Raw genomic sequence first — 23,934 nt, 5'->3', positions numbered from 1 at the left:
CGGCCCCGACCAATTGCCGGGAATCCCCTCCTCCTCGCCCGGATTTCCGGGTAGAATGTCCCCATGTGGGTCTCGACCAAAGCACAGTACGGTCTGCGCGCCCTGATCGAGATCGGACGGCGGGGCGGGGAGGCCGTGCCGCTCAAGGACGTGTCCGGGCGCCAGGGCATCAGCCAGCACTACCTGGAGCAGATCGCCAGCAACCTGCGCCGCGCGGGCTTTATCAAGAGCGTGCGGGGCGCCCACGGCGGGTACCGGCTCGCCCGCCCGGCGTCGGCCATCAACGCCTATGAGGTCGTCACGGCGATGGAGGGCAGCATCGCGCCCGTGTCGTGCGTGGAGGAAGATCATGTCTGCGACCGGGGCCAGGTCTGCGGCACGGTGGACCTGTGGCAGCGGGTGGACACCGCCCTACGCGACGTGCTCGGCGGCACCACCCTCGCCGACCTGATCCACGAGAGCGAGCGCCAGGAGCACGCCCGCCTCGTGCAGCTCGAACCGACGTTCGCCGCGCCGCGCCTCTGAGACCTGTGCCCCTGGCTTCCCGCCATCACGGCGGGATGTCTCTTTGGGGCAGACGTCCGGGAAGCGGAGGCTGTCCCTTCGTATCCTGCTGGGGATGTACCGCCGCCTCAAGCCCGCCCTCTTCCGCCTGGACGCGGAGGACGCCCACCACCTCACCCTGCGGGCCCTCGGCGTGGCGTCGCGCGTGCCCGCGTGGCCGGGCCTCGCCCGCCGCCTCGGTGCCCAGGCCGACCCCCGGCTCGCCCAGACGCTGTGGGGCCGACCCTTCGCCTCCCCGGTGGGGCTGGCGGCGGGGCTCGACAAGAACGGCGAGGCCGTGCCCGCCTTCTGGGCGCTGGGCTTCGGCTTCTTGGAGGTCGGCACGGTCACGCCCCTCGCGCAGCCGGGCAACGGGCGGCCCCGCCTCTTCCGCCTGCCGGGGGACATGGCGCTCATCAACCGCATGGGCTTCAACAACGCGGGCGCCGAGGCCCTGCGCGCCCGCCTCGCCGCGCTGCCCGCCCGCCTCGCCCCCGTGTGGGTGAACGTCGGCAAGAACAAGGCCACGCCGAACGAGCGCGCGGTGGAGGATTACCGCGCCTGCGTCCGCGCGCTTTTCGAGGTGGCGGACGGCTTCGTGGTCAACGTCAGCTCCCCGAACACGCCGGGCCTGCGGGCCCTCCAGGCGGCGGACGACCTCGCCGACCTCGTGCGCGCCGTGCTGGACGAGGTGGAGACGGCCCGCGTCCGCACCGCCCGCCGTTCGCCCCCCGTCCTCGTCAAGCTCGCCCCCGACCTGCACCCCGCCGACTTCGAGGCGAGCGTGGGGGCGGTGCTCGCCGCCGGGGCGAACGGCCTGATCGTCAGCAACACCACCCTGAGCCGCGACGGCTTGACCCACCCTCACCGCACTCAGGCGGGCGGGCTGAGCGGGCGTCCCCTGACCGAGCGCAGCACGGCCCTCGTGCGGGACGCCTACCGGCTCACGCGTGGGCGGGTGCCCATCGTCGGGGTGGGCGGCGTGTTCACCCCGGAGGACGCCTATGCCAAGATTCGCGCTGGGGCCAGCCTCGCCGAGGTGTACACGGCGCTGATCTACGAGGGGCCGGGGCTGCCCCGGCGCCTGAACCGGGGGCTGGCGGCGCTGCTGGAGCGCGACGGCTTCACGAACGTGGCGGGGGCGGTGGGCGCAGGGACGTGAGCAGGCGCCGGGGCCGCGCCCCTTCCCTGAACAGAAGGGCAACGTGGCGGCGCGGCGCCCGGCCCCGACCCGTGTTAGCCTCCCTCACGTGATCTTTCCTTGATGCTCGCCGTCATCGCCGTGGGCCTGCTCGCCGGGGTGCTGGGCGCCATCCTGGGCCTCGGCGGCGGCGTGGTCGTCGTGCCCGCGCTGGAATTCGTGTTGCCGCAGTTCGGGCGCGAGATCACCATCGGGCAGGCGGTCGCCGTGTCGCAGATCGGGGTGCTGGCGGTGGGCCTGAGCGGCGCGGCGAGTTACCTCCGGCAGGGACTGGTGCGGGCGCGGACGGGCTACCTCCTCTCGCCCTATACCATCCTGGGCGGGGCGCTGGGCAGCTTCCTGGGCCTCGTCCTGCCCGCCCGGGCGGTGGCGACCGTCTTCGCGCTGCTGCTGCTCTATTCCGCGTACAACCTGCTGCGCGGGCTCAGGCGGGTGGAGGTCGAGCGTCCCCCCAGCCGCCTCGTGCCCCCGGCCATGACCTTCGCGGGCGTGATGAGCGGCCTGCTGGGCATCGGCGGCGGGACGGTGCAGGTGCCGGTGCTCAACCTCCTCGCGGGGGTGCCCATCCGGCAGGCCATCGCCACGAGCACCTTCATCATGGGCCTGACGGCCGTGGGCAATGCGCTCGTCTACCAGGCGGGCGGACTCCTCGACGTGCGTCTCGCGGCGGGGGTGGCGCTCGGCGTCCTCATCGGGGCGCGGGCGGGGGCGGGGTTGCAAAGCCGCATTCCCGCCGCACAGCTCAAGCTCTTTTTCAGCCTGCTCCTGATCTTCACGGCGGGGCAACTGCTGTGGAAATACTGGGGGAACGGGTGACGCCTTCCGAGACGAAACCGGACACCGAACTCGCGGGCCTGCCGGCCTGGCTCTACCCGGCGGGCTTCTGGGTAGCCGTGGTGCTCCTTGCCCTGGGCGTTTTGCTGCCGGGTTACGCTTTCCTCGGCGTGGTGGCCGTGGCGCTCGTGCCCGTCCTCGCCGCCGTGTGGGTGGCGTTGGGGGCGTGGAAGAGGGACCGCCGCCTGAGCATTGCTGCCCTCGCTGCGCTGGCGGGGCTGGCGGTCGTGTTCGTGGTCAAGGGCTTCCTCCCCGGAGGGTGATGCGAGGTCGGCGCCCGCCCCACCACCTTCTCTAAGCTGGGGCATGACCTTTCGTGCCGCCCTCCTCGTGGGCCTGACGCTGCTTGGCCCCGCCGCCCTCGCGCAACGCACGCCGCAGGAGTTGGCCCAGGCCCTTCAGCAGGCCGCCCGTGCCGGAGACGCCGCGGCCTACCGCAACCTCCTCGCCCCGAGCGGAACTTTCACCGTCGAGGGCGCGAATTTCGCGGCGGACCTCGCACGCCGGACGCCCGCCGACGTGACCTACACCTTCAGCGAGCTTGGGCAGGAGGGCTCGCGGGCCGACGTAAGTCTCACCCTCACGTGGACGCGCGTGCCCGAGGGGAGGGGCCCGTCGGAGGGGCAGGCGAGCCGCGTCACGCTGCCCGTTCAGCTCGTGCGGGTGGGGGAGGTCTGGCGGTACGCGGGAGAGGCGTTCATACCCGTGAAGACGGAGACGGGCTCACTGCTCGCCCTGCGCGTGCCGGGCCTGCCCGAACGGGTGTCTCCCCTCGCCCCGCTGCTGCCCCGCGCCGCCCAGGAGGTCAAGAACGTCCTCGGTCTGCCCGTGCCCCCGGACGCCGTGGTCAAGGTCTATCCGGACTCGCCGAGCCTCAGCGCCAGCGTTTACCTCTCTCTACCCCCCGTCGCGGGCTGGAACGAGCCGGGCGAGGCGATCAAGCTCGTCATGCCGGGCGGCACGGCGGCGGAGGTCGAGGGGGCGACCTTGCGGGTGCTCACGCACGAGTTCACCCACCTCGCCGTGGGGCTGGCGGCGGGTCCAGGCCGGGACAAGCGCATCCCCTGGTGGCTGCACGAGGGGCTGGCGAACTTCGCGGCCCGCACCTTCGTGACCGAGCGGGGCTGGCAGGCGTGGCAGAGCCGGGTGAACGGCTACGCCCGCTCGGGCTGGGTGCCTTTGGGTGAACTTGCCGACTTCCCGAACGTGCCCGAGGCCCGCTGGGACAACGCCTACCGCCAGGGGCTCGGAGTCGTGGAATACCTGGCGGCGACCCGGGGCAAGGAGGGACCGTGGCAACTCGCGCGAGCGTTCGCCCAGACAGGGGAGTCCGACGCCGCCGCCCGGGGAGCCGGGTTCTCGTCCTTCGCCGCCCTGGAAACCGCCGCCCGAACTTGGCTCGCCGCACGCTGAGCCCATCCCGTTTGTGCCCTTCCGGGTGGACAAACCCTCGTGCGCGTCCTAAAGTTTGAACTGAGTTCAAGAATCCAGCTACAGCTACCGGAGGTCGCATGAAGATACAGAAAGCCGCCGTCATCGGCGCGGGCGTGATGGGGGCCGCCATCGCCGCCCAGCTCGCCAACGCGGGCATTCCCGTTACGCTCCTCGACATCGTGTTGCCGGACCAGCCGGACCGTAATTTCCTTGCAAAGGCGGGCATCCAGCGGGCGCTCAAGGCCAGCCCCGCCGCCTTCATGGACCCGGCGCGGGCCTCGCTCATCACCCCCGGGAACCTGGAGGACGACCTCGGGAAGCTCAAGGACGCCGACTGGATTCTCGAAGCGATCATCGAGAAGCTGGGCGCCAAGCGGGACCTCTGGGCGCGGGTGGAGGGCGTCGCCAAGAAGACGGCGATCATCTCCTCCAACTCCAGTGGTATCCCCATGCACCTCCAGATCGAGGGCCGGGGCGAGGACTTCCAGCGGCGCTTCGTGGGCGCGCACTTCTTCAACCCGCCGCGCTACCTGCACCTCCTCGAAGTCATCCCGACGCCGAAGACCGACCCCGAGGTCCTGAGAACCTTCTCCGAGTTCGCGGACCACACGCTCGGCAAGGGTGTGGTCGTCGCCAACGACGTGCCCGGGTTCGTCGCCAACCGTATTGGTGTCTACGGGATCATCCGCGCGATGAAGCACATGGAGCGCACGGGCCTGACGCCGGACGAGGTGGACCAGCTCACCGGCCCGGCCCTCGGACGCGCCAAGAGTGCGACCTTCCGCACCGCCGACCTGAGCGGCCTGGACATCATCTACCACGTGGCGAACGACCTCGGGAAAGCCACGCCGGAGGATGAGGACTTCAGCCTCACCGACACCTTCCGCCGTCTCGTGGAAGAGAAGAAGTGGCTCGGCGACAAGACGGGCAGCGGCTTCTACAAGAAGACGAAGGACGAGCGCCGCAAGACCAAGATTCTGAGCCTCAACCTCGACACCCTGGAGTACGAGGACCGGGGCAAGGTCAGCGTGCCCGCCGTGGAGGCAGTGAAGAGTCAGCCCCGCGCCGCCCGCGTGAAAGCCCTCTACAATGCCGAGGGCAAGGAAGGCGACTTCCTGCGCGGCGTGATGAACGACGGCTTCTGGTATGCGGCGAAGATGGCTGGGGTCGTCTCAGGCCGCCTTCAGGACATCGACAACGCCTTGAAGTGGGGCTTCGGCTGGGAGGAAGGCCCCTTCGAGACGATGGACACCTTGGGCGTCCAGACCGTCATTGCCAACCTGGAAGCGGAAGGCCGCACCCTCCCGCCCCTCCTGCAAGCCATGAAGGACTCGGGGCGCGAACGCTTCTACCAAGGCGACACGACAGTCACGCCGACGGGCGAGCCCACGCGGTACGAGGCGCCCTACTTCATCCTGACCGACCTGAAGAAGGACGGGACGAAGGTCGTCAAGAAGCGGGCGGGCGCGAGCATCGTGGATCTCGGCGACGGCGTGCTCCTCGTGGAGTGGCACGCGAAGATGAACGCGCTGGGGGAAGACCAACTCCGTGCCGTGCAGGACGCCCACAAGCTCGTGGGGGAGATGGGTTACGCGGGCCTCGTCCTCGGCAACCAGGGCGAGAACTTCAGCGCGGGGGCGAACCTTCCGCTGATCCTCGCGCAGGCGCAGGCCGAGGAGTGGGACGAGCTGGACAGCGCGATCAAGCAGTTCCAGCAGGTCACGACCTCCATGCGCTTCAGCCCCCACCCCACGGTCGCCGCGCCCTTCGGCCTCGCGCTCGGCGGCGGCTGCGAGTTCTCCATCCACGCGGACCACATCGTCGCCAGCGCGGAGACGTACATGGGGCTCGTGGAGGTCGGCGTCGGTCTGATCCCCGGCGGCGGCGGCACGAAGGAGATGCTGCTGCGCTTCACGGACCAGCTCCAGCCCGGCCAGCCCCTCCTGCCCGCCGTCCAGCGTGCCTTTGAACTGATCGGCACGGCGAAGGTCTCCACGAGCGCCCTCGAAGCCCGCAAGCTCGGCTTTCTGCGCGACCACGACACCATCGCCATGAACAAGAACCGGATCATCGAGGAGGCCAAGCGACAGGTCCTCGCCCTCGCGCCCGGTTACGTGCAGCCCACGCCGCGCCAAGACATCCCGGTTATGGGCGACGCCGCCATCGCTGCCGTCAAGCTCGCGTTGTACGGCATGACGGAGGGCGGGTACGCCAGCAAGTACGACGCCGAGGTGGGCAAGCAGCTCGCCCGCGTCCTCTCCGGCGGCACGGGCAACAACCGCACCGCGAAGGTCAGCGAGCAGCACCTCCTCGACCTCGAACGCGACGCCTTCCTCACCCTGCTGGGCAAGAAGGGCACGCAGGACCGGATTGCCCACATGCTCAAGACGGGCAAGCCCCTGCGAAACTGAGCCAATGAACGAGCGTCCCCGTCTCCTCGACCGTCTGCGCCACGTCCGCAAGCGCCGCGTCGCCGCCTGGGCCGCCCTGGGTTACGCCGCCCTGCTGGCGGTCGGGGCGTTCGTGGGCGCCGACATCACCCTGCGGTCCAAGACGCGCTGGGTGAAAGGGACGTTCGTGCCTGTGGGGCGGCGGGGCAACTCGATCTACCTGCCCGCCTCGCCCGAAACGCTCTCGCGCGGGGTCATCGGCATCGTGCCCCTGCGGCCCAACCGGGGGCACGCGATCCTAGGCCCGGCGGGAATTGTGGGGACGCTTGTGCGGCGGGAGATTCAGGAGGAACGCGGCCTCCTGCCGAACGGAGCCATTGCCTGGGCCTCCTCCTTCGTCTACAACGGCACCCCGGCGCAACTGGGCGTGGAGTACGAGAACACCGTTGTCAGCACGCCCTTGGGAGACATGCCCGCCTGGCAAATCCCGCCTGTCTCGGGCGAGCGAGACGCCATTGTGATCGTCGTCCACGGGCACGGCGGGCAGCGGTCGCAGGCGCTCAGGATGCTTCCGGCACTCCGGCGCACGGGTGCGGGCTCCCTCTTCGTCACCTTCCGCAACGCCTTTGGTGCCCCGCGTTCCCAGAACGGCTTTCACACCCTGGGCGACGAGGAGGCCGAGGACGTGCTGGCGGCCCTCCAATGGGCGAAGGAGGCGTGCTACCGGCGGGCGGTGCTGTACGGCTTCAGCATGGGCGGCAATATCGTCCTGAGCGTGCTGCGGCCCAAGCACGAGCCGTTCCCCCTTCCCGTTCTGGGCGTGATGCTCGACTGCCCGGTCCTCGACTGGCGCGCGACCATCCGCTGGCAGGGGCAGCGGTACGGTCTGCCGCCCTTCGTGGCGCGGCACGTGGCGACCTTCGTGCAGTACGTCGTCACTCGCCGCAGCGGCCAGGACTTCGACGCGGTGGACCAGATCAGGGCTGCCCCCACCTTCCGGGTGCCCATCCTCCTGTGGCATGGCACCCGCGACCGCACCATTCCGGTGGGGCAGGCGGACGCCCTCGCCGCCGCCCGCCCCGATCTGGTGGAGTACCACCGGGTCGAGGGCGCCAAGCACATCCGCTGCTGGAACATCGACCCGGAGAAGTACGACGCGGCGCTGGAGAGGTTCGTGGCGCGGGTGTTGTCAGAAGTTGAGGTGGTTAATGCCTGAAGAAAGTCCTAGCGATAAGTTTTTCGGTAAGTTCGCTGAAGGTGTATATGAAGATGGACTCAAGCCATCTGTCTCCAATCTTGGCGAAACGATAGGTTTCGTGTTCAAGGCTATTTCCTACTATCCGAGATTTTGGGGCAAAGTTCTTGACATTAAGTGGGAAGATAAAGTCGCTCAATTCGAGAAGGAGTATAAGGAGCGATTCGACAAGATTAAAGAAGAGGACAAAACACTTCCTTCTCCAAAAATGCTAGGACCAATAGTTCAATCTCTCGAATACAGCGTGTTTGAAGACGAATTGAGAAAGATGTTCGCCAATCTGCTCGCGTCGTCCTGTGATGTTAATTCAAAAGCCCACCCTGCCTTTGTAGAAATAATAAGGCAGTTGGATGCGGAAGAGGCACGGTTAATACAGAATTACTCTTCTGATTGGATCAACGGAGAGTTCCCAGAAAGTTTGCCAATAATAAAAATCTATATAGACCCAAGGAATTATAGTGATGTTGATGTGAGTATATTTGATACCCCTATTGAATTAAACTCATGGAGGTTGATTCGTTTCGAGGATGCTAAATCTCGCTCCCCTGGCAGAGATTGGTCCTATGTTGGTTACGTGTACCCGAAGGAATATGATTCGAACAACATGTTTGCCCAGATAGACAACCTAGAACGTCTTGGAATAATTAGGTTTGAGGACGACTACAGAGAGGTTGTCAGTGGAAATTCGCTCGGCCCCTTTACACAAGATGTAGATGCGGCTATAACAAGGTTTTCTGGTGCTGTTCTGGAAGATTTTAGGTATGACATGGATTATGAAGTCGGGTATTTGACAAAATTGGGAAGAAACTTTGTTAGTGCCTGTGTTGCAGTAGACGAAAGTGAGGAGGAGTAGAACTATGCCTATGCGTGATGCTGTCATCGTTTCTGCCGTTCGTACCCCCGTCGGTCGCGGCGTCAAAGGCACCCTCGCCAACACCCGCCCCGACGACCTCGCCGCCCTCGTGCTGTCCGAGGCCGTGAAGCGTGCGGGCGTGGACGCCTCCATCGTGGAGGACGTGTACCTGGGGTGCGCCATCCCCGAGGCCGAGCAGGGCCTGAACGTGGCGCGCATGGCTGCGCTGCGGGCGGGGATGCCCGACTCCGTGGGTGGCGTGACGATCAACCGCTTCTGCTCCAGCGGCCTCCAGACCATCGCTATGGCGGCGGCGGCGATCCAGACCGGGCAGGCGGATGTGATGCTGGCGGGCGGCGTGGAGAGCATGAGCATGGTCCCCATGACCGGCCACAACCCCAGCCCCAACCCCGACCTCGTGGACGAGCGCCCCGGCGCCTACATCGGCATGGGCCTGACCGCCGAGAACGTGGCCGCCAAGTACGGCGTGAGCCGCGAGGACCAGGACGCCTTCGCCCTCCGCTCTCACCAGCGCGCGGCGGCGGCCCAGGACTCCGGCAAGTTCGCCGAGGAGATCGTGCCCGTGCCCGTCCGCGTGGACAAGGTGAAGGGCACTAAGGTCAAGTCCGAGACCATCAGCTTCGACAAGGACGAGCTGATCCGCCGCGACGCCAACCTGGAGGACATGGCGAAGGTGCGCCCGGCCTTCAAGGCGACCGGCTCGGTGAGTGCCGCCAACTCCAGCCCCTTCAGCGACGGGGCAGCCGCCGTCCTCGTGATGAGCGGCGAGAAGGCGCAGGAACTCGGCGTGAAGCCCCTGGCGAAGTTCCTCGGCTTCGCCGTGGCGGGCGTGGAGCCTGAACTCATGGGCATCGGTCCCGTGCGCGCCGTGCCGAAGGTGCTCGCCCAGACGGGCCTGACCCTCGATGATATCGACCTGATCGAGCTGAACGAGGCGTTCGCGGCCCAGAGCCTCGCCGTGGCCCGCGAACTCGGCTTCAACGAGGAGAAGATGAACGTGAACGGCGGCGCCATCGCCCTGGGGCATCCCCTCGGCTGCTCGGGCGCTAAGCTCACGGCGACCGCGATCTACGAGCTGCGGCGCCGGGGCGGCGGCAAGGCGCTGATCACCATGTGCATCGGCGGCGGCATGGGCGCGGCGGGCGTGATCGAGGTGTTCCCGGAGGAGCAGGCAGCCGACTGAGCGCCGGAAGGGGATCACGGGACGTGGTGGGGGAGACTCCACCCGTCCCTTTTCGTTGCTGCCGCCTGCGCTACCCTCCGCCCATGTCCGTCTCTGTCGCCAAGCCTGCCCGCCTCCGCCTGCGCGTAACGGCGGCGGCGGAATCGCACCTCCGGGCGGGGCACCCCTGGCTCTACGAGGGAAGCGTGCGCGAACAAAACCGGGAGGGCGAGGCCGGAGAACTGGCGGTGGTATACGACCGCCGCGACCGCTTCCTCGCCCTCGGCCTGTACGACCCCTCCTCACCGCTGCGGCTGCGGGTGCTGCACGCGGGTTCGCCCGTCACCGTCGATGAGGCGTGGTGGGCGGCCCGGCTGGACGCGGCCCTCTCGCGGCGCGCCCCCCTCTTCGGCCCCGATACCGACGGCTACCGGGTGGTGAACGGCGAGTCGGACGGCTTTCCCGGCGCGGTGGTGGACCGGTACGCGGCCACGCTCGTTCTCAAGCTGTACACGGCGGCGTGGTTTCCGCACCTGCCCCTGCTGCTGGGATTGTTGGAGACGCGCTTCCCCGGCTTCCGGGTCGTCCTGCGCCTCAGCCGCAACATCGGGGACGCGGCGGGGGAGGTGGGCCTCCACGACGGCCTGACGCTGGTGGGGCGGGAGCCGGACGGCCCGGTCATCTTCCATGAGTCGGGCATTCGATTCGAGGCGGACGTGGTGCGCGGGCAGAAAACGGGCTTTTTCCTCGACCAGCGCGAGAACCGCCGCCGGGTGGGGGACCTCGCGCGGGGGCGGCGGGTGCTGAATGCCTTTTCCTTTTCCGGGGGCTTCTCGCTGTACGCGGCGCGGGGCGGGGCATCCGAGGTCGTCAGCCTCGACCTCAGCGCGCACGCCCTGGCGAGTGCGGAACGCAACGTCGTCCTGAACGCGGACGATCCCGGGGTCGCTGCCGCCCGCCACGAGACCGTGCAGGCGGACGTGTTTCACTGGCTCGCGGACACGCGGCGCGGGTTCGACCTGATCGTGCTCGACCCCCCCTCCCTCGCCCGGCGCGAGGCGGAGCGGACGGGAGCGATCCGGGCCTACGGCAAGCTGGCGGCGGACGGCCTGCGGCGGCTTGCGCCGGGCGGCGTCCTGGTGAGCGCCTCGTGCTCGGCCCACGTCGGCGCCGAGGAGTTCTGGGACGTGGTGAGGGCGGCGGCAGACCGCTCGGGCCGGAGGTGGCGCGAGCTCGCCACCACCCGCCACGCGCCCGACCACCGGGCGACCTTTCCCGAGGCGGAGTACCTCAAGGCCATTTACCTCCAGCTCGAAGCCTGAGCCTAGACTGCCCGGGTGGAAGGGGCGCCGCGCAAGATCATCCACGTGGACATGGACGCCTTTTACGCGTCGGTGGAACAGCGGGACGAGCCCCGGCTGCGTGGGCGTCCCCTCGCCGTCGCCTGGGGCGGCAAACGCTCGGTGGTCCTGACCGCGAGCTACGAGGCGCGGGTGTACGGGGTGCGCAGCGCCATGCCCCTCTACCGCGCCCTCGAACGCTGCCCCGGTCTGGTCGTCGTGGAGCCGAGATTCGACGCCTACCGCGAGGTGAGCGCGGGGGTGCGGGACATCTTCGCCGCCTACACGCCGCTCGTCGAGCCGCTGTCGCTGGACGAGGCGTACCTCGACGTGACCGCGCCGCTTCAGGGCGGGCCGAGCGCGACCCGCATCGCCGAGAGCATCCGCGCCGAGATTCACGCCCGGCCCGGCCTCACCGCCACGGCGGGGGTGAGCGTCAACAAGTTCCTGGCGAAGCTGGCGAGCGGCATGAACAAGCCCGACGGCCTGACCCTGCTGTTGCCGGGGGAGGCGGATACGCTGCTGGCGGCCCTGCCCACCGGAGCCTTCCACGGCATCGGTCCGGCGACCGCCGCCAAACTCGCCGCGCACGGCGTCCACACCGGGGCGGACCTGCGCGCCACACCGCCCGCGCAGCTCGTGGCGTGGTTTGGCCGGGTCGGTGAGCATTTCGCCCGCATCGCCCGGGGGCAGGACGACCGCCCGGTGGAGCCTGGCCGCGCGCCCGTGAGCATCGGGACGGAGGAGACCTACGCGGACGATCTGCGGACCGCCGAGCAGGTGTGCGGCGTGCTGCCGGACCTCGCCCGGGCGGTGGAGGGGCGGCTCACCCGGGCGGGGCTCTCAGGGCGGGTGGTCATCCTCAAGCTGAGGTTCGACAGCCGGGCCGTCGTGACGCGGCGGGTCACCCTGGGGTACCCGGTGCGCGACGCGGGGACGCTCGGCCGCGCCGCCGCCCGCCTCGTGAGCGCCGAGCTGATCGGTGGCCGGGGGGTGCGGCTCGTGGGGATCACCGTCTCCGGGCTGGGCCCCCCCACCGACCCTCCCCCCACCCTCTTCGGCCTGCCTCTGGCGTGAGAGACCTCGCGTGCCCGCTCCGGGAAGGAAGGGCCCCGTGAGCCGGGGTTCTTCCTCTGAGGGATGGGTCAACAGAGCTTCCGGTTTCTCTCCTCCATGCTCGCCGCCGCGCTGCTCGCGGGCGCGGCCCAGGCCGCCACCATCAAGATCGCCGTGGTGGGCCCGATGAGCGGCGACGTGAGCGGCTTCGGCACGGAGATCAGGCGCGGGGCCGAGCTGGCGGTCCGGGGGCAGGTGGGGGCGCTGAGGGCCCTGGGGCACGAGCTGGTGCTGGTGACCTACGACGATCAGGCCTCCGCCACCGTGGGTGCCGGGCTCGCCAGGACCCTCGTGGCCGACCGGAGCGTTCTGGGCGTGGTGGGGGCCTACAACTCCAGCGTCTCGAGGGCGTTGGCGCAGGGGTTCGCCCCCGCCAGGCTCGCCATCATCTCGCCGGGCAGCACCAACGACGGACTCACGCACAACAACTGGACGCACTTCAGCCGCGTGGTGGCCCCGGACGGCGCCCAGGGGGTGGCGGCGGCCAACTCTCTGGCCGACGAGTTGAAGGCAAAATCCGTCTTCGTGATCTCCGACAACACCACCTCCGGCAACGGCCTCAGCAAAATCCTGATGGGCACGCTGAAGGGGCGCAAGGTGGGCGTTCCCGCCTACGTCGGCGTGTCCAACGCTGCCCAGATCGCCGACGTGGTGAGAAAGGTCGGGGCCAGCGGCGCGGATGCCGTTTACTTCGGGGGGACCTACGATGTCGGGGCCGGACTGGTCAAGGCGTTGCGTGCGGCGGGAATCAAGGTTCCCTTCATGGGGGGAGACGGCCTGGACTCCAGCAAGTTTTTGCAGCAGGCCGGTCTCGCCGGGGCGGGCGTGATCTACACGACCGTATTCGGGTCGGTGAGCTCCTTTTCCAGCGGGCTCGAGTTCGCCGACAAGGACCGGGCGGCCTACCAGGCCAAGCCCGAAGGCCTGTCGGTCTACGCCTACGACGCGACGAACACGCTGATCACGGCGATCAAGACGGCGTTGACCGGCCGGGGTGGCCTGCCCACCCGCGCCCAGGTGAGTGAGGCCGTGCGCCGGGCCACCCTGCCCGCCTGCTTCGCCGGAGACAACAGCCGTTGCGTCACGGTCACGGGCGCCATCGGCTTCTCGAGCACGGGTGAGCGTCTGCGCTCCCGCCTGCTGGTCATGCGCTTCGACGACGTGTTGCAGCCCCAGGTCGCCAAAATCCAGATCGTCTCGGCCGACAGCCTGAAGTGAGGGCGGCCCGGGCGGGTCCTCCGGGCGGCACCGGGGGAGAGGTCAGGGGGCGGGCTACATGACTCCCTTTTGTCCTCGCCGCCCCCGCCTATCCTGCTGGTCATGAGGGCCCGCCCGTGAACAACGACATTCCCGTGCTCCAACTGGGGCCACAGGGCGAGGTGATGGCGCACGCCGTGGACGCCTGCGTTCACTGCGGCTTCTGCCTCCCCGCCTGCCCGACCTACGCCCTCCTCGGCGACGAGATGGACTCCCCGCGCGGGCGCATCGTCTTGATGAAGGAGGTGCTGGAGGGCGCGCTCCCTCTCGAAGACGCCGCCCCCCACCTCGACCGCTGCCTGGGCTGTCAGGCGTGCGTGACCGCGTGCCCCAGCGGTGTCCCCTACGGCGAACTCATCACCAGCTTCCGGGGCTGGAGCGAGCCGCAGCGTGAACGCTCGCCCCTCGACCGCGCCAAACGTGCCGCCATCTTGAAGATTCTTCCCGCGCCAAGGGTTTTCAGCGTGGCCGCGAGGGTCGGCCAGTACGCCAAACCGCTCGCGCCCCTGCTGCCCGCCGCCCTGCGCGCCCCGATGGACCTGCTGCCCGAGCGGGTCCCGGCGATGCAGCCCAGCGCCGAGTTCACGCCCGCCAGGGGCAAGAGGCGGGGCCGGGTCGCCTTCCTCGCCGGGTGCGCCCAGCAGGCCCTCACGCCCAACTTCAACGCCGCGACCCTGCGGGTACTCGCCCGCAACGGCATCGAGGTCGTGATCCCGGAAGGCCAGGGCTGCTGCGGGGCCGCCGCCCTCCACACGGGCGCCCGCGACGAGGCGCTGCGGCTGGTCCGTCAGAACCTGGGCGCCTTCGACCCCGGCGACTACGACGCCATCCTCTCCAACGCGGCGGGTTGCGGGGCGGGCCTCAAGGAATACCCGGTCGTCTTGCACGGCCTTCCGGACGAGGAACGGGCGCGGGCCTTCGCCGCCAAGGTGCAAGACGTCTCCGAGTATCTGGGGCACCTGTTGCGCGAGGGTGACCTGGAGCGGCCCATGCCCACCTCGCGGCCCCTCACCGTCGCCTACCACGACGCCTGCCACCTCGCCCACGCGCAGAAAATTCGGCTGGCCCCCCGCGAACTGTTGCGCGCCATCCCCGGCGTGACGGTCGCGGAGGTGCCGGAGGGCGACCTGTGCTGCGGCTCGGCGGGCACGTACAACCTCGAACAGCCCGAACTGGCGAACGGGCTCGGAGTCCGCAAGGCGGGGAACATCCTGTCGACCACCCCCGACCTGATCGCCAGCGGCAACATCGGCTGCCACACCCAGATTCAGAGCCACGTGCGCCGTCAGGGGAGCTGGGTGCCGGTGATGCACACGGTCGAGGTGCTGGACCTGGCGTACCGGGGGGAACTGTGACCGTCCGAAGGAGAACCCCGGAGAAAGTCGCCCTGAACACCACCTCCCCCGCCCCCAAGCCCGTCTCGAACGGGGCGCCGGACAACCCCCTCGCCGCCGAGTTGACCCACCTGCTCGGCCCCAAGAAGGTGCTCAGCGCCCGCTCCGAGCGCCTGAACTACCGTTACGACGCGATTCAGTTCGGGGAGACGCCCCTCGCGGTCGTGCTGCCCGAATCGACGGCGGACGTGGTGGTGGCGGTGCGGGCGGCGCGGGCGGCGAGGGTGCCCATCGTGGGGCGCGGCGCGGCGAGCGGCCTGAGCGGCGGGGCGGCCCCATTGCAAGAGTCGCTGGTGATCTCGTTCACCCGCATGACGGGGCTCACGGTCTTCCCGGAGCGGCGTGAGGCGCGGGCGCAATCGGGCGTGGTGACCCTCTCGGTGACCGAGAAGGCGCGGCCTCACGGCCTGATCTACCCCCCCGACCCGGCCTCCTTCCGCACGAGCACCATCGGCGGCAACCTCGGCGAGAACGCGGGCGGGCCGATGTGTTTCAAGTACGGGGTGACGGGCGACTACGTGAGGGCGCTGGAGTTCGTGGACGAGGGCGGCGAGGTCCACGAGCTGACCCGCGGCGCCTACGACCTCGCCGGGCTGCTGATCGGCTCGGAGGGGACGCTGGGGCTGATCACCGAGGCTTCATTGCGCCTCACCCCGCCCCCCCGCTACACCCGCACCCTGATGGCGAGCTTCCCCGAGGTGGGCGAGGCCGCCGAAGCCGTCAGCGCCGCCATCGCCGCCGGGGCGGTGCCGAGCAAGCTCGAATTCATGGACCGGGCCTGCACGAACGCGGTCGAGGACTTCCTCGCCATCGGCCTGCCGCGGGGGGCGGGCGCCGTCCTGCTGGTGGACACCGACGGCGACGACCTGGAGACGGTGGAGGAGGAACGGGCGCTCGTGGAGGCCGCCTGTCTGAGAGCTGGAGGCACCGTGCGCCGCGCCGCGACCGACGCCGAGAGCGCCGCCCTCTGGCAGGCCCGCCGCAGCGTGTCGCCCGCGCTCGGCCGCATCCGCCCCCAGCGCATGAACGAGGACATCGTGGTGCCCCGCTCCGTGCTCCCCGACGTGGTGCGCGAGATTCGCGCGCTCGGCGACGCCTCGGGCCTGCCCGTGGTGCAGTTCGGGCACATCGGCGACGGCAACCTCCACCCCAACATCCTCTTCGACCCCCGGCGCGAGTCCCCGCGGGCCGTCCATGACCTCGCGCATGAGATCGCCCTCGTCGCCATCCGGCACGGCGGGGTGCTCAGCGGCGAGCACGGCATCGGCACCATGAAGCGGCCCTTCATGCGCGAGGCGGTGGACCCGGTGACCCTCGGCGCCCTGTGGAGCGTCAAGCACGCCCTCGACCCCCGGGGGATGCTCAACCCCGGCAAGATTCTCCCCGACGAACACGGGGACGGTGCCCATGCCCATCCTTGACCTCTCCCCCGGCGACCAGACGGTGACGGTGAGTGGGGGGACCGGGCTGCTGGAGGTCTACGGGGCGCTCCCGCCCGGCCTCTTTCCCCCCTTTCCGCGCGTCGAACTGCCTGGCGGCGTGGGCGGCCTCGTCTCGCGCGGCGGCTTCGGGCAGACCTTTTTCTTCGGGGCGGAGGTGCTCGGCGTGACCTTTCGCGCCCCCTCCGGCCGCGTGGTCCGGGCGGGCGGGCGCACCGTGAAAAACGTCCAGGGCTACGACCTCACCCGCCCCTTCGTCGGGAGTTTCGGGGCCCTGGGCGAGGCGCTGGAGGTCACCCTGCGTTTGCGACCCGGCCTGAACGTGCGGCATGTCGCGGCTCCCGGTGACCTCGCCGCATGGGGTGACGTGGGCGCCCGCTTCGCCTGGCAGGACGGGGCGGAGGTCCACCTGATGCACTTCGGCCACGCGCGGGAGGTGGAGCGTGGGTTGGGTGTCCTGCCCGGTGCCCGTGAAGTCACCGAACCCCTCGACCTCCGCCCCCGCTTCCCCAACGGACTGGGAGTGGGGGAGGGGGCTGCCCTGCGCGACCGCCGCTTCGGCTGGGTGAACGGGGACGGCGTGCCGCCCGTGCCCGCGTTGTTCGGGCGGTTGGCAGCGGCGTTGTAACAGGCGGCTCAGGACCTTCGCTCGCTCCGCATCCCAACTGCTGACCGGAAGGGGCGCCGGGTGGTCAGGACCTGCCGAGCCCTCTCACGGTTCCCGTTTTCGCCGGGCGCGGAGACGGGCCAGGGCGACCGCACCCAGGGCGATCAGCACGGCGGCCAGCCCCATCGTCTGGGCGGAGGTGGCGGGTGGGGTGGACTGGAAGCGCGTGTGGTCAGAGGGGGACATGGAACCTCCTGATCGTTGGGGCAGTGGCGTCCAGCATAGTTCCCCGCCGAGCACGGCACGCCCGCGCGTTATGCTTCCCGGACGCCACAACCAGGGAGGCAGCATGACGAACATCGGACCAGGACCGGGCAGGTCGAGACAAACGCGGGTCTATGTGCGCGGCCTGGGCGGCGAGCGCCCGCGCGTGCCGGTCAACCCGGAAAGGCTCGAAGCGGCGGCCCGCGCCAAACTCAGCCCCCCCGACTTCGCCTACCTCGCGGGCGGGGCGGGCACCGAGCGCACCATGCGGGCGAACCTCGCCGCCTTCGAGCGGGTGCGGCTTTTCCCCCGCAGGCTGAGCGGCACCCGCGAGCGCGACCTGAGCGTGGAGCTGCTGGGCCACACGTTCCCCACGCCCCTGCTCCTCGCGCCTATCGGCGTGCTGGAGTGCGCCCACCCGCAGGCCGACCTCGCCGTGGCCCGCGCCGCCGCCGAGGAGGGGGTGCCCTTCGTCTTCAGCTCCCAGGCGTCGGTGCCGATGGAGGCCTGCGCGCGGGCGATGGGCGAGTCCCCCCGCCTCTTCCAGCTCTACTGGGGCACCGACGACGAGGTGACCCGCTCCTTCGTCCGCCGCGCGGAAGGATGCGGGGCGCGGGCCATCGTCCTCACCCTCGACACGACGCTGCTGGGCTGGCGGCCCCGCGACCTCGACCTCGGGCACCTCCCCTTCCTGCGTGGGCGCGGCATCGCCCAGTACCTCAGCGACCCGGTGTTCCGCTCACGGCTGGAGACTCCCCTCCCGGCGTCCGCCGTGCAACCGCCCCGCACACCCGCCCTGTTGCGCGCCGGGGCCGAACTCGCCGCCAAGGGTCGAGCGTTCGGCCTGAGTTCCGCCCAGGTGCGCGCCGCCGCCGCCCGCTTCACCGCCACCTACACCCGCCCCGACCTCGGCTGGGACGACGTGAGCCGCCTGCGCGAGTGGACGCGGCTGCCCCTGCTCCTCAAGGGCATCCTCCACCCGGAAGACGCCCGCGAGGCCGCCCGGCGCGGGGTGGACGGCGTGATCGTGAGCAACCACGGCGGGCGCCAGATCGACGGGGAGGTGGCGGCCCTCGACGCCCTGCCCGGCGTGGTTGAGGCGGCGGGAGAGCTGCCCGTCCTCTTCGACAGCGGGGTCCGGACGGGCTCGGACGTGGCGAAGGCGCTCGCGCTGGGGGCGCGGGCCGTCCTCCTGGGGCGCCCCTACGCCTACGGGCTCGCGGTGGCGGGGGAGGCGGGAGTCCGGGAGGTCATTGGGAACGTCCTGGCCGAACTCGACCTCACGCTGGGGCTGCTCGGGGTGCGGGCGGCCCGCGATCTGGAACCCCGGCACCTGACCTCCCTTCCCGGCCATACACATCCCTGACCCGGCGGCGTATTCTGGAGGGCGTGCATAAGCCCCGTTCCTTCAAAAAATACAGCGCCCTGATGACCGCCATGTTGCTGGGCGCGGCGGGCGCGCAGACCGTGGACCTGCGCATCCTGGAGACGACCGACCTCCACACGAACGCCCTCGGCTACGACTACTACCAGGACAAGCCCACGGGTGAATTCGGCTTCGAGTACACCGCCACCCTGGTCAAGCAGGCGAGGGGCGAGAAGCGCAATACCCTGCTCTACGACAACGGCGACCTGATCCAGGGCAACCCCCTCGGCGACCTCGTGGCGCGGGTGCAGCCGCTGGGGGCCGGACAGCTCCACCCCATGCACGCGGCGATGCGCGTCCTGAAGTACGACGCGGGCAACCTCGGCAACCACGAGTTCAACTACGGCCTGCCCTTCCTCCAGCAGGTCCTGGCCGCCGCACCCATGCCCTACGTCAGCGCCAACGCCTACAAGGACGACGGCACCGGCAAGCCCGGCGAGAACGCCTTCACGCCCTACCTGATCCAGCGCAAGGTCGTGTATGACACCGAGGGGCGCCCCTACGTCCTGAACGTCGGCGTGATCGGCCTGCTGCCCCCGCAGATCGTGAACTGGGACAAGGCGAACCTCGACGGCAAGATCGTCACCGCCGACATCGTGGAGACGGCCCGCAAGTTCGTGCCGCAGATGAAGGCGCAGGGGGCCGACATCGTGGTCGCCATCGCCCACAGCGGCATCACCGCCGACTACCAGCCCGGCCAGGAGAACGTCGCCACCGAGCTGACCAAGGTGGACGGCATCGACGTGGTGCTCAGCGGCCACAGCCACCAGGAGTTCCCCGGGCCGGTGTACAAGAGCATCCCCGGGGCCGACATCACCAAGGGCACCATCAACGGCAAGCCCGTCGTGATGGCGGGCTTCTGGGGCAACGACCTCGGCGTCGTGGACCTGCGGCTGAACTACGACCGCCGGGCCCAGCGGTGGACCGTTGCCGACGGTCAGGCCGCCATCCGCCCGATCTGGGACAAGACGGCGAAAAAGAGCCTCGTCACCCCCGACCCGCGTATCGCCCAGGCCGTCAAGGGGGCGCACGACGCCACCCTCGCCTACGTGCGCGGCAAGGTCGCCGACCTCACGGCCCCCATCAATTCCTACTGGGCGCTCGTGCAGGACGATCCCAGCGTGCAGCTCGTGAGCAACGCGCAGACTGCCTACGTGAAGGCGGCGCTTGCCAACACCGAGTACAAGGACCTGCCCGTGCTCTCCGCCGCCGCGCCCTTCAAGGCCGGGGGACGCGGCGGGGCGAGCTACTACACGGACATTCCCGCCGGGACGCTCGCCATCAAGAACGTCGCCGACCTGTACGTCTACCCCAACACCGTGCAGGCCGTCCTCGTGAACGGCGCGGGCGTGGGGGAGTGGCTCGAGCGCGCCGCCGGGCAGTTCAAGCAGATCGACCCCACCAAGACCGAGCCGCAAGCCCTGGTGGACGACGCTTTCCCCACCTACAACTTCGACATCCTCGACGGCGTGACCTACGAGATCGACGTGACCCAGCCCTCGCGCTACGACAGCAAGGGCCAGCTCGTGAACGAGGGCGCCCACCGCATCAGGAACCTGCAATACCAGGGCAAACCCATCGACCAGGGCGCGCGGTTCGTGATCGCCACGAACAACTACCGCGCCTCGGGCGGCGGCTCTTTCCCCGGCCTGGACGGCAAGAACATCATCCTCCAGGCCCCCGACGAGACGCGCCAAGCGTTGATCTCGTTCTTCCAGCAGCAGAAGACGGTGAATCCCACCGCCGACGGCAACTGGAAGCTCACGCCCATCCCCGGCGCGACCCTGCTCTACGTGAGCAGCCCGAACGCCCAGAAGTCACTGCCCGCCGGGGCGACGCTGCTGCGGACGCGCGAGGACGGGTTCGCGGAGTACACGATCAAGTTCTAAATCCGCACGACAGGAGAAAGAACCGCACCGTGTATGCAGTGCGGTTCTTTTTGATGCCTGGCACTCACGCCAGGGCTTTACTTCTCGCTGACGTTCACCAGCCCGCCGGGGTACAGCTCCACGACGCCCGTGACGAGGTCCTGCACCAGGAAGTCCTGGCGGTAGGAGCCCGCCTTGTTGAAGGAGGTGCCGCTTCCGATCACGCTGCCCGGGGCCGCGTCGGTCTCGATGCCCACCAGGGTCGGGATTTCCCGGGACAGCCCTTCTCCGCCGCCGTCGTACCACAGGGAGATGATCCGGACGGGGTTCACGTTCGTTCCCTGGACCCGCCAGAGTGCGGAGGCGGGGGTGTACTTGCTGGCCGCGCTCTCGAAGGTGGTGGTGACCACCGGACCCAGATTGGCGATCCCCGCGCTGCTCCGGTCCACGACAACGTTGATTTCCTTGATGTTGCTGTTGCCCGCCGCGTCGGTGGCCGTCACACGCATCACGTAGTTGCCGTTCTCGACAAAGGGTTGCCCGTCGATGAGCACGCCCGTGTCGAAGACGCGGTAGAAGAGCCCGGCCTCCCCGATGGGGAAGTTGAAGTTGTACGCGGACGTGTTGCAGCTCTGGGTGGGCAGCCGGGTGGCCTGGTCACAGGTGAACTGGAGCTGCACCTGCTGGATCGCGTCGCTGTCGCTGACCTGTACGGCGATGGCGCTCTTGCGGGTGAGGACCGGCCGCTTCCCGCTCTGGGGGCTGTTGGGGTCGTCGCCGTAGAAGGCGGGCAGGATGATGTTCAGGGCGGGGGGAACGCCGACCCTGGAGAGGTTCGAGACGTCGTTGACCGCCGTGAGCGTGCGGGCCGTGCTCTCCCCGCTCAGCAGGACGTTCGTGCGCGCCTTGAGCGTGTAGGCCCCGTTGAGGTACTGGGTCGCGTTGAAGTCCACACTCAGCGTGGCCTGGTACAGCCCCTCGTTGACCTTGCTCAGGGTCCCCGTCTGGGTCGTCACGAGCTGCCCACGCGAGTCGATGACGTCGAGCGCGACATTGTCCGTCTGCGCGGTGAAGTCGAAGCCCGTGTTGTTGCGGCGCACCTGAATCGTCACGTCCGTGATCCCGGTGACGCTGCCGCCGTTGGTCGGCGACACGATGGTGAGGGTGGGGGCGACCAGGTTGCTGATCTGCACCGTGTTCACGCCGCTCGTGCCCCGCTGGTCGGTCGCGTCGATGGCGATGGCCCGCAGTTTGAGGGCCCCGTCCGGGAACTTGGTGGTGTCGATGTTGAAGGTGGCGTTCTCGCTGGAGGCCGTGTAGGTCGTGGTGTCCACGATGCCGTTGGCGTCGGTGACCTCCAGGATCAACTGCTTCAGCGCGATCCCGGGCGCCACCCCCGCCGAGGCAGTGACGCTGAGCACGTTGCTGTAGGGCTGCGCGCCCGTGTTGTTGATCAAGAGGACCGGGGTGGGGGCGGGCGTCTCCTTGGAGTTGGCCTGGTAGTTCACCGTGAAGGCCCGGCTGGTGCTGTTGCCCACGGCATCGACGGCCACCACCGTGTAGGCCGTGCTTCCGGCGGCGCCCCCGCTGAGGTCGGCTGTGACGCTGCCCGTTCCGGAGGCGAACAGGGTGCTGCCCCGGTACACGTTCAGGGTCACGCCCGCGGCGTTGTCGGTGGCGCTCGCCGTCAGGGTGCCGCTCGCGCCGACCACCAGGGTGGTGCTCGCCCCGTCGGCGAGGGCCGTGCCGTTCAGGGCGACGGGGCCGAGGACGGGAGCGGTGGCGTCCACCGTGAAGCCCGTCTGCGCGCTCGCCGTGGCGCCCCCATCGTCGGTGACCTTCACCGTGAGCGTGTAGGTCCCGCCCGCCAGGGTGGGCAGCGTGAGGGGCAGCCGGGCCTTGACCTCATCGCCGCTGAGCTTGCCGCTGGAGAGGGTCTTCGGGCCCTGCGTCACCGTCCACTCGATCACCCGGACGCTGCCGTCGGCGTCACTGACGTTCAGCGTGAACTGCGCGCTGGGGCCGACCACGACCCCCGTGCCCAGTCTCGCGCCGCTGGCACTCAGGATGCTGGCCTCGGGTGCCTGGTTGCTGCCGCCAGTGGAGGTCGTGGTGCCGGGCGTCGTGCCCCCGCACGCGGCGAGCAGCAGGGGGAGGGTGAGGGCCAGGGAGCGCAGGGCAGGATGGGTCATGGACTGGTTACTCCTAGAGGACGTTGCAGGTCTCTTGAATCGGCGCCCGGGTGATCACGATGGGCTGGATCTCACGGCGAAGGTCGTCGAAGCCGAGCAGCCGGACATTGAGGGAGAGGTCGGGGCAGGCCGTGAGGTCTGAGTAGCGAGAGGCGAAGTCGAAGGCCGCCTGCCCCGTGGTCGTCGCGTCAATGACGGGAACATTCGCCACATCCACGGTCTTCGCGTAGGGCATCTTCAGGCTGTAGTCGCACTGGTCGGTCAAGGGCACGAGGGGCTGGGTCGCCTCCACCGTCGCCTTGCAGGCGTAGCCGCTGGGGACGCGTTCGGCCAGGGCCTGCCTGAAGACCTTGCTGTAGGTGATTCCGGCCGCATCGACCACCGTCACCTCGATGCCCGTGAGGGTCACGCCGAGGCTGGCGGGCGCGACGACGACCCGCAGCGTGGGCTGCTCGGAGAGCTGCTTGATGCTGAGCCCGGTCACCTGACCGGTGGTCGCGTCGGTTGTGATCGTCAACGTGCTTTCGATGTCGGCCCCGGTCAGGTTGGCCGTCATGCCCACCTGACCGGAGAGGCTGGGCGTTCCCCCTCCGCACGCGGCGAGCAGCAGGGGCAGGGCGAGGGCGGGCAACAGTCTCTTCATTCGTCGGGTTCCTCCGGTCCGGCGGTGCTGAGGTCGGGGTTGAGGACGTAAAAGGCGAGGCGTTTCATCCCCGCCAGAAAGTCCACGTTCTCCACGATCACACCACGCCACTCGTCACCAATTTCTTGCAGACCGGAGCGGTCCACCGTGCGCGGTTGAATCACGACCGGGGCGAAGTTGAGGATGCCGCGCACGCCCGCGTCGGCGAGGCTCTGGGCCGCGTCCTGCGCGTGCTCGGGGGGCACGGCCAGAAAACCCATGTCCACACGGGTGACCGCCACGAAGTCGCGCAGGTCACCCGTGTGCCGCACCGTCAGGCCCCGCACCCCGGTGCCGATAAGCTGGGGGTTCACATCGAAGAGGCCGACGTATTGAAACTGGTAGTCGCTCGCCCCCGGATAGTTGGCGATGGCCTGACCGAGCCGCCCCACCCCCACGATCACCACGTTCCAGGTCTGGTTGAGCCCCAGCACCCGCAGGAGTTCGCGCTTGAGGACCGGGACCGTGTACCCCATGCCGCGCGTGCCGAAACGCCCGAAGTACGCCAGATCCTTGCGCACCTGGAAGGCGGTCACCCCGGCCCGTTCGGCGAGGTCGGTGCTGCTCGTGCGGGTCACCTCCTGTCCCTCCAGGCCCTCCAGAATCCGGAGGTAGGTGACCAGGCGGCTGATGGTGGCGGTGGGAATCCCGGTCAC

21 protein-coding genes are annotated in these 23,934 nt (G+C 69.3%); 17 read left to right on the top strand and 4 right to left on the bottom strand.

All coding sequences use genetic code 11. From position 1 onward, the window contains the following. The first annotated feature begins 63 nt into the window (after positions 1–63). The 15 genes from IC605_RS13925 (at position 64) to IC605_RS13855 (ending at position 16,867) form a co-directional block, all read left to right on the top strand. Positions 64–525 carry an RrF2 family transcriptional regulator gene (locus tag IC605_RS13925; protein ID WP_216325210.1) on the top strand — a complete coding sequence of 154 codons (462 nt, stop codon included), beginning with the start codon at positions 64–66 and terminating at the stop codon, positions 523–525. Positions 526–619: 94 nt separating this feature from the next. Beyond that, positions 620–1,705 carry a quinone-dependent dihydroorotate dehydrogenase gene (locus IC605_RS13920; protein WP_216325207.1) on the top strand — a complete coding sequence of 362 codons (1,086 nt, stop codon included), beginning with the start codon at positions 620–622 and terminating at the stop codon, positions 1,703–1,705. Between the two features lie 102 nt (positions 1,706–1,807). Beyond that, entirely contained in the window at positions 1,808–2,560 is a 753-nt protein-coding gene (locus IC605_RS13915) for a sulfite exporter TauE/SafE family protein (protein ID WP_216325203.1), read from the top strand. Continuing rightward, positions 2,557–2,841 carry a hypothetical protein gene (locus tag IC605_RS13910; RefSeq protein WP_216325200.1) on the top strand — a complete coding sequence of 95 codons (285 nt, stop codon included), beginning with the start codon at positions 2,557–2,559 and terminating at the stop codon, positions 2,839–2,841. Before IC605_RS13915 ends, IC605_RS13910 begins: the two co-directional genes overlap by 4 nt. A gap of 43 nt (positions 2,842–2,884) precedes the next feature. After that, positions 2,885–3,991, top strand: coding sequence for a basic secretory family protein (locus IC605_RS13905; RefSeq protein ID WP_216325197.1), 1,107 nt, complete (start codon positions 2,885–2,887; stop codon positions 3,989–3,991). Between the two features lie 98 nt (positions 3,992–4,089). After that, positions 4,090–6,423, top strand: coding sequence for a 3-hydroxyacyl-CoA dehydrogenase/enoyl-CoA hydratase family protein (locus tag IC605_RS13900; RefSeq protein ID WP_216325194.1), 2,334 nt, complete (start codon positions 4,090–4,092; stop codon positions 6,421–6,423). 4 nt (positions 6,424–6,427) lie between these two features. Next, the gene (locus tag IC605_RS13895) at positions 6,428–7,618 is read left to right on the top strand and encodes an alpha/beta hydrolase family protein (RefSeq protein WP_216325192.1); all 1,191 of its coding nucleotides are present in this window, start codon (positions 6,428–6,430) and stop codon (positions 7,616–7,618) included. Beyond that, a complete protein-coding gene (locus IC605_RS13890) occupies positions 7,611–8,510 on the top strand; it encodes a DUF4393 domain-containing protein (protein ID WP_216325189.1) in 900 nt (299 codons plus the stop codon). The genes IC605_RS13895 and IC605_RS13890 overlap by 8 nt, the downstream gene beginning before the upstream one ends. A gap of 10 nt (positions 8,511–8,520) precedes the next feature. Next, positions 8,521–9,714, top strand: coding sequence for a thiolase family protein (locus IC605_RS13885; protein ID WP_216325186.1), 1,194 nt, complete (start codon positions 8,521–8,523; stop codon positions 9,712–9,714). 83 nt (positions 9,715–9,797) lie between these two features. Next, entirely contained in the window at positions 9,798–11,015 is a 1,218-nt protein-coding gene (locus IC605_RS13880) for a 23S rRNA (cytosine(2499)-C(5))-methyltransferase (RefSeq protein WP_216325183.1), read from the top strand. Between the two features lie 15 nt (positions 11,016–11,030). Continuing rightward, a complete protein-coding gene (dinB, locus tag IC605_RS13875) occupies positions 11,031–12,110 on the top strand; it encodes a DNA polymerase IV (protein ID WP_216325180.1) in 1,080 nt (359 codons plus the stop codon). A 63-nt stretch (positions 12,111–12,173) separates the two neighbouring features. Beyond that, entirely contained in the window at positions 12,174–13,367 is a 1,194-nt protein-coding gene (locus tag IC605_RS13870; protein WP_216325175.1) for a branched-chain amino acid ABC transporter substrate-binding protein, read from the top strand. A 116-nt stretch (positions 13,368–13,483) separates the two neighbouring features. Further along, complete coding sequence (gene glcF / locus IC605_RS13865) at positions 13,484–14,761, top strand: glycolate oxidase subunit GlcF (protein ID WP_216325171.1); 1,278 nt, start codon at positions 13,484–13,486, stop codon at positions 14,759–14,761. Continuing rightward, positions 14,758–16,221, top strand: coding sequence for an FAD-binding oxidoreductase (locus IC605_RS13860; protein WP_216325168.1), 1,464 nt, complete (start codon positions 14,758–14,760; stop codon positions 16,219–16,221). Before glcF ends, IC605_RS13860 begins: the two co-directional genes overlap by 4 nt. Continuing rightward, a complete protein-coding gene (locus IC605_RS13855) occupies positions 16,208–16,867 on the top strand; it encodes a DUF5639 domain-containing protein (RefSeq protein ID WP_216325165.1) in 660 nt (219 codons plus the stop codon). The genes IC605_RS13860 and IC605_RS13855 overlap by 14 nt, the downstream gene beginning before the upstream one ends. Positions 16,868–16,951: 84 nt before the next feature. Here IC605_RS13855 and IC605_RS13850 read toward each other — a convergent pair whose 3' ends face one another. Then, positions 16,952–17,092, bottom strand: a complete 141-nt coding sequence (locus tag IC605_RS13850; RefSeq protein WP_216325162.1) for a hypothetical protein — start codon at positions 17,090–17,092, stop codon at positions 16,952–16,954. Positions 17,093–17,195: 103 nt separating this feature from the next. Here IC605_RS13850 and IC605_RS13845 point away from each other — a divergent pair, with 103 nt between their 5' ends. Continuing rightward, entirely contained in the window at positions 17,196–18,476 is a 1,281-nt protein-coding gene (locus tag IC605_RS13845; RefSeq protein WP_216325160.1) for a lactate 2-monooxygenase, read from the top strand. Between the two features lie 23 nt (positions 18,477–18,499). Next, the gene (gene cpdB, locus IC605_RS13840) at positions 18,500–20,425 is read left to right on the top strand and encodes a 2',3'-cyclic-nucleotide 2'-phosphodiesterase (protein WP_343216620.1); all 1,926 of its coding nucleotides are present in this window, start codon (positions 18,500–18,502) and stop codon (positions 20,423–20,425) included. 77 nt (positions 20,426–20,502) lie between these two features. Here cpdB and IC605_RS13835 read toward each other — a convergent pair whose 3' ends face one another. From IC605_RS13835 to IC605_RS13825, 3 genes are read right to left on the bottom strand one after another with little or no spacing between them, the layout of a single operon-like run. Continuing rightward, entirely contained in the window at positions 20,503–22,596 is a 2,094-nt protein-coding gene (locus tag IC605_RS13835) for a hypothetical protein (RefSeq protein WP_216325157.1), read from the bottom strand. Between the two features lie 13 nt (positions 22,597–22,609). After that, positions 22,610–23,239, bottom strand: a complete 630-nt coding sequence (locus IC605_RS13830; RefSeq protein WP_216325153.1) for a hypothetical protein — start codon at positions 23,237–23,239, stop codon at positions 22,610–22,612. Then, positions 23,236–23,934 carry a redox-sensing transcriptional repressor Rex gene (locus IC605_RS13825; RefSeq protein WP_216325150.1) on the bottom strand — a complete coding sequence of 233 codons (699 nt, stop codon included), beginning with the start codon at positions 23,932–23,934 and terminating at the stop codon, positions 23,236–23,238. Before IC605_RS13825 ends, IC605_RS13830 begins: the two co-directional genes overlap by 4 nt.

This window comes from Deinococcus aestuarii (assembly GCF_018863415.1).
GTDB lineage: Bacteria > Deinococcota > Deinococci > Deinococcales > Deinococcaceae > Deinococcus > Deinococcus aestuarii.
Note: the sequence above shows the minus strand (reverse complement) of the source record. Positions and strands in the feature narration are given on the sequence as shown.

Bases quoted from the DNA above. Each gene is read 5' to 3' on its own strand.
- IC605_RS13925 (WP_216325210.1), top strand. From the start codon at position 64: ATGTGGGTCTCGACCAAAGCACAGTACGGTCTGCGCGCCCTGATCGAG.
- IC605_RS13920 (WP_216325207.1), top strand. From the start codon at position 620: ATGTACCGCCGCCTCAAGCCCGCCCTCTTCCGCCTGGACGCGGAGGAC.
- IC605_RS13915 (WP_216325203.1), top strand. From the start codon at position 1,808: ATGCTCGCCGTCATCGCCGTGGGCCTGCTCGCCGGGGTGCTGGGCGCC.
- IC605_RS13905 (WP_216325197.1), top strand. From the start codon at position 2,885: ATGACCTTTCGTGCCGCCCTCCTCGTGGGCCTGACGCTGCTTGGCCCC.
- IC605_RS13900 (WP_216325194.1), top strand. From the start codon at position 4,090: ATGAAGATACAGAAAGCCGCCGTCATCGGCGCGGGCGTGATGGGGGCC.
- IC605_RS13895 (WP_216325192.1), top strand. From the start codon at position 6,428: ATGAACGAGCGTCCCCGTCTCCTCGACCGTCTGCGCCACGTCCGCAAG.
- IC605_RS13890 (WP_216325189.1), top strand. From the start codon at position 7,611: ATGCCTGAAGAAAGTCCTAGCGATAAGTTTTTCGGTAAGTTCGCTGAA.
- IC605_RS13885 (WP_216325186.1), top strand. From the start codon at position 8,521: ATGCGTGATGCTGTCATCGTTTCTGCCGTTCGTACCCCCGTCGGTCGC.
- IC605_RS13880 (WP_216325183.1), top strand. From the start codon at position 9,798: ATGTCCGTCTCTGTCGCCAAGCCTGCCCGCCTCCGCCTGCGCGTAACG.
- IC605_RS13870 (WP_216325175.1), top strand. From the start codon at position 12,174: ATGGGTCAACAGAGCTTCCGGTTTCTCTCCTCCATGCTCGCCGCCGCG.
- IC605_RS13855 (WP_216325165.1), top strand. From the start codon at position 16,208: ATGCCCATCCTTGACCTCTCCCCCGGCGACCAGACGGTGACGGTGAGT.
- IC605_RS13850 (WP_216325162.1), bottom strand. From the start codon at position 17,092: ATGTCCCCCTCTGACCACACGCGCTTCCAGTCCACCCCACCCGCCACC.
- IC605_RS13845 (WP_216325160.1), top strand. From the start codon at position 17,196: ATGACGAACATCGGACCAGGACCGGGCAGGTCGAGACAAACGCGGGTC.
- IC605_RS13835 (WP_216325157.1), bottom strand. From the start codon at position 22,596: ATGACCCATCCTGCCCTGCGCTCCCTGGCCCTCACCCTCCCCCTGCTG.
- IC605_RS13830 (WP_216325153.1), bottom strand. From the start codon at position 23,239: ATGAAGAGACTGTTGCCCGCCCTCGCCCTGCCCCTGCTGCTCGCCGCG.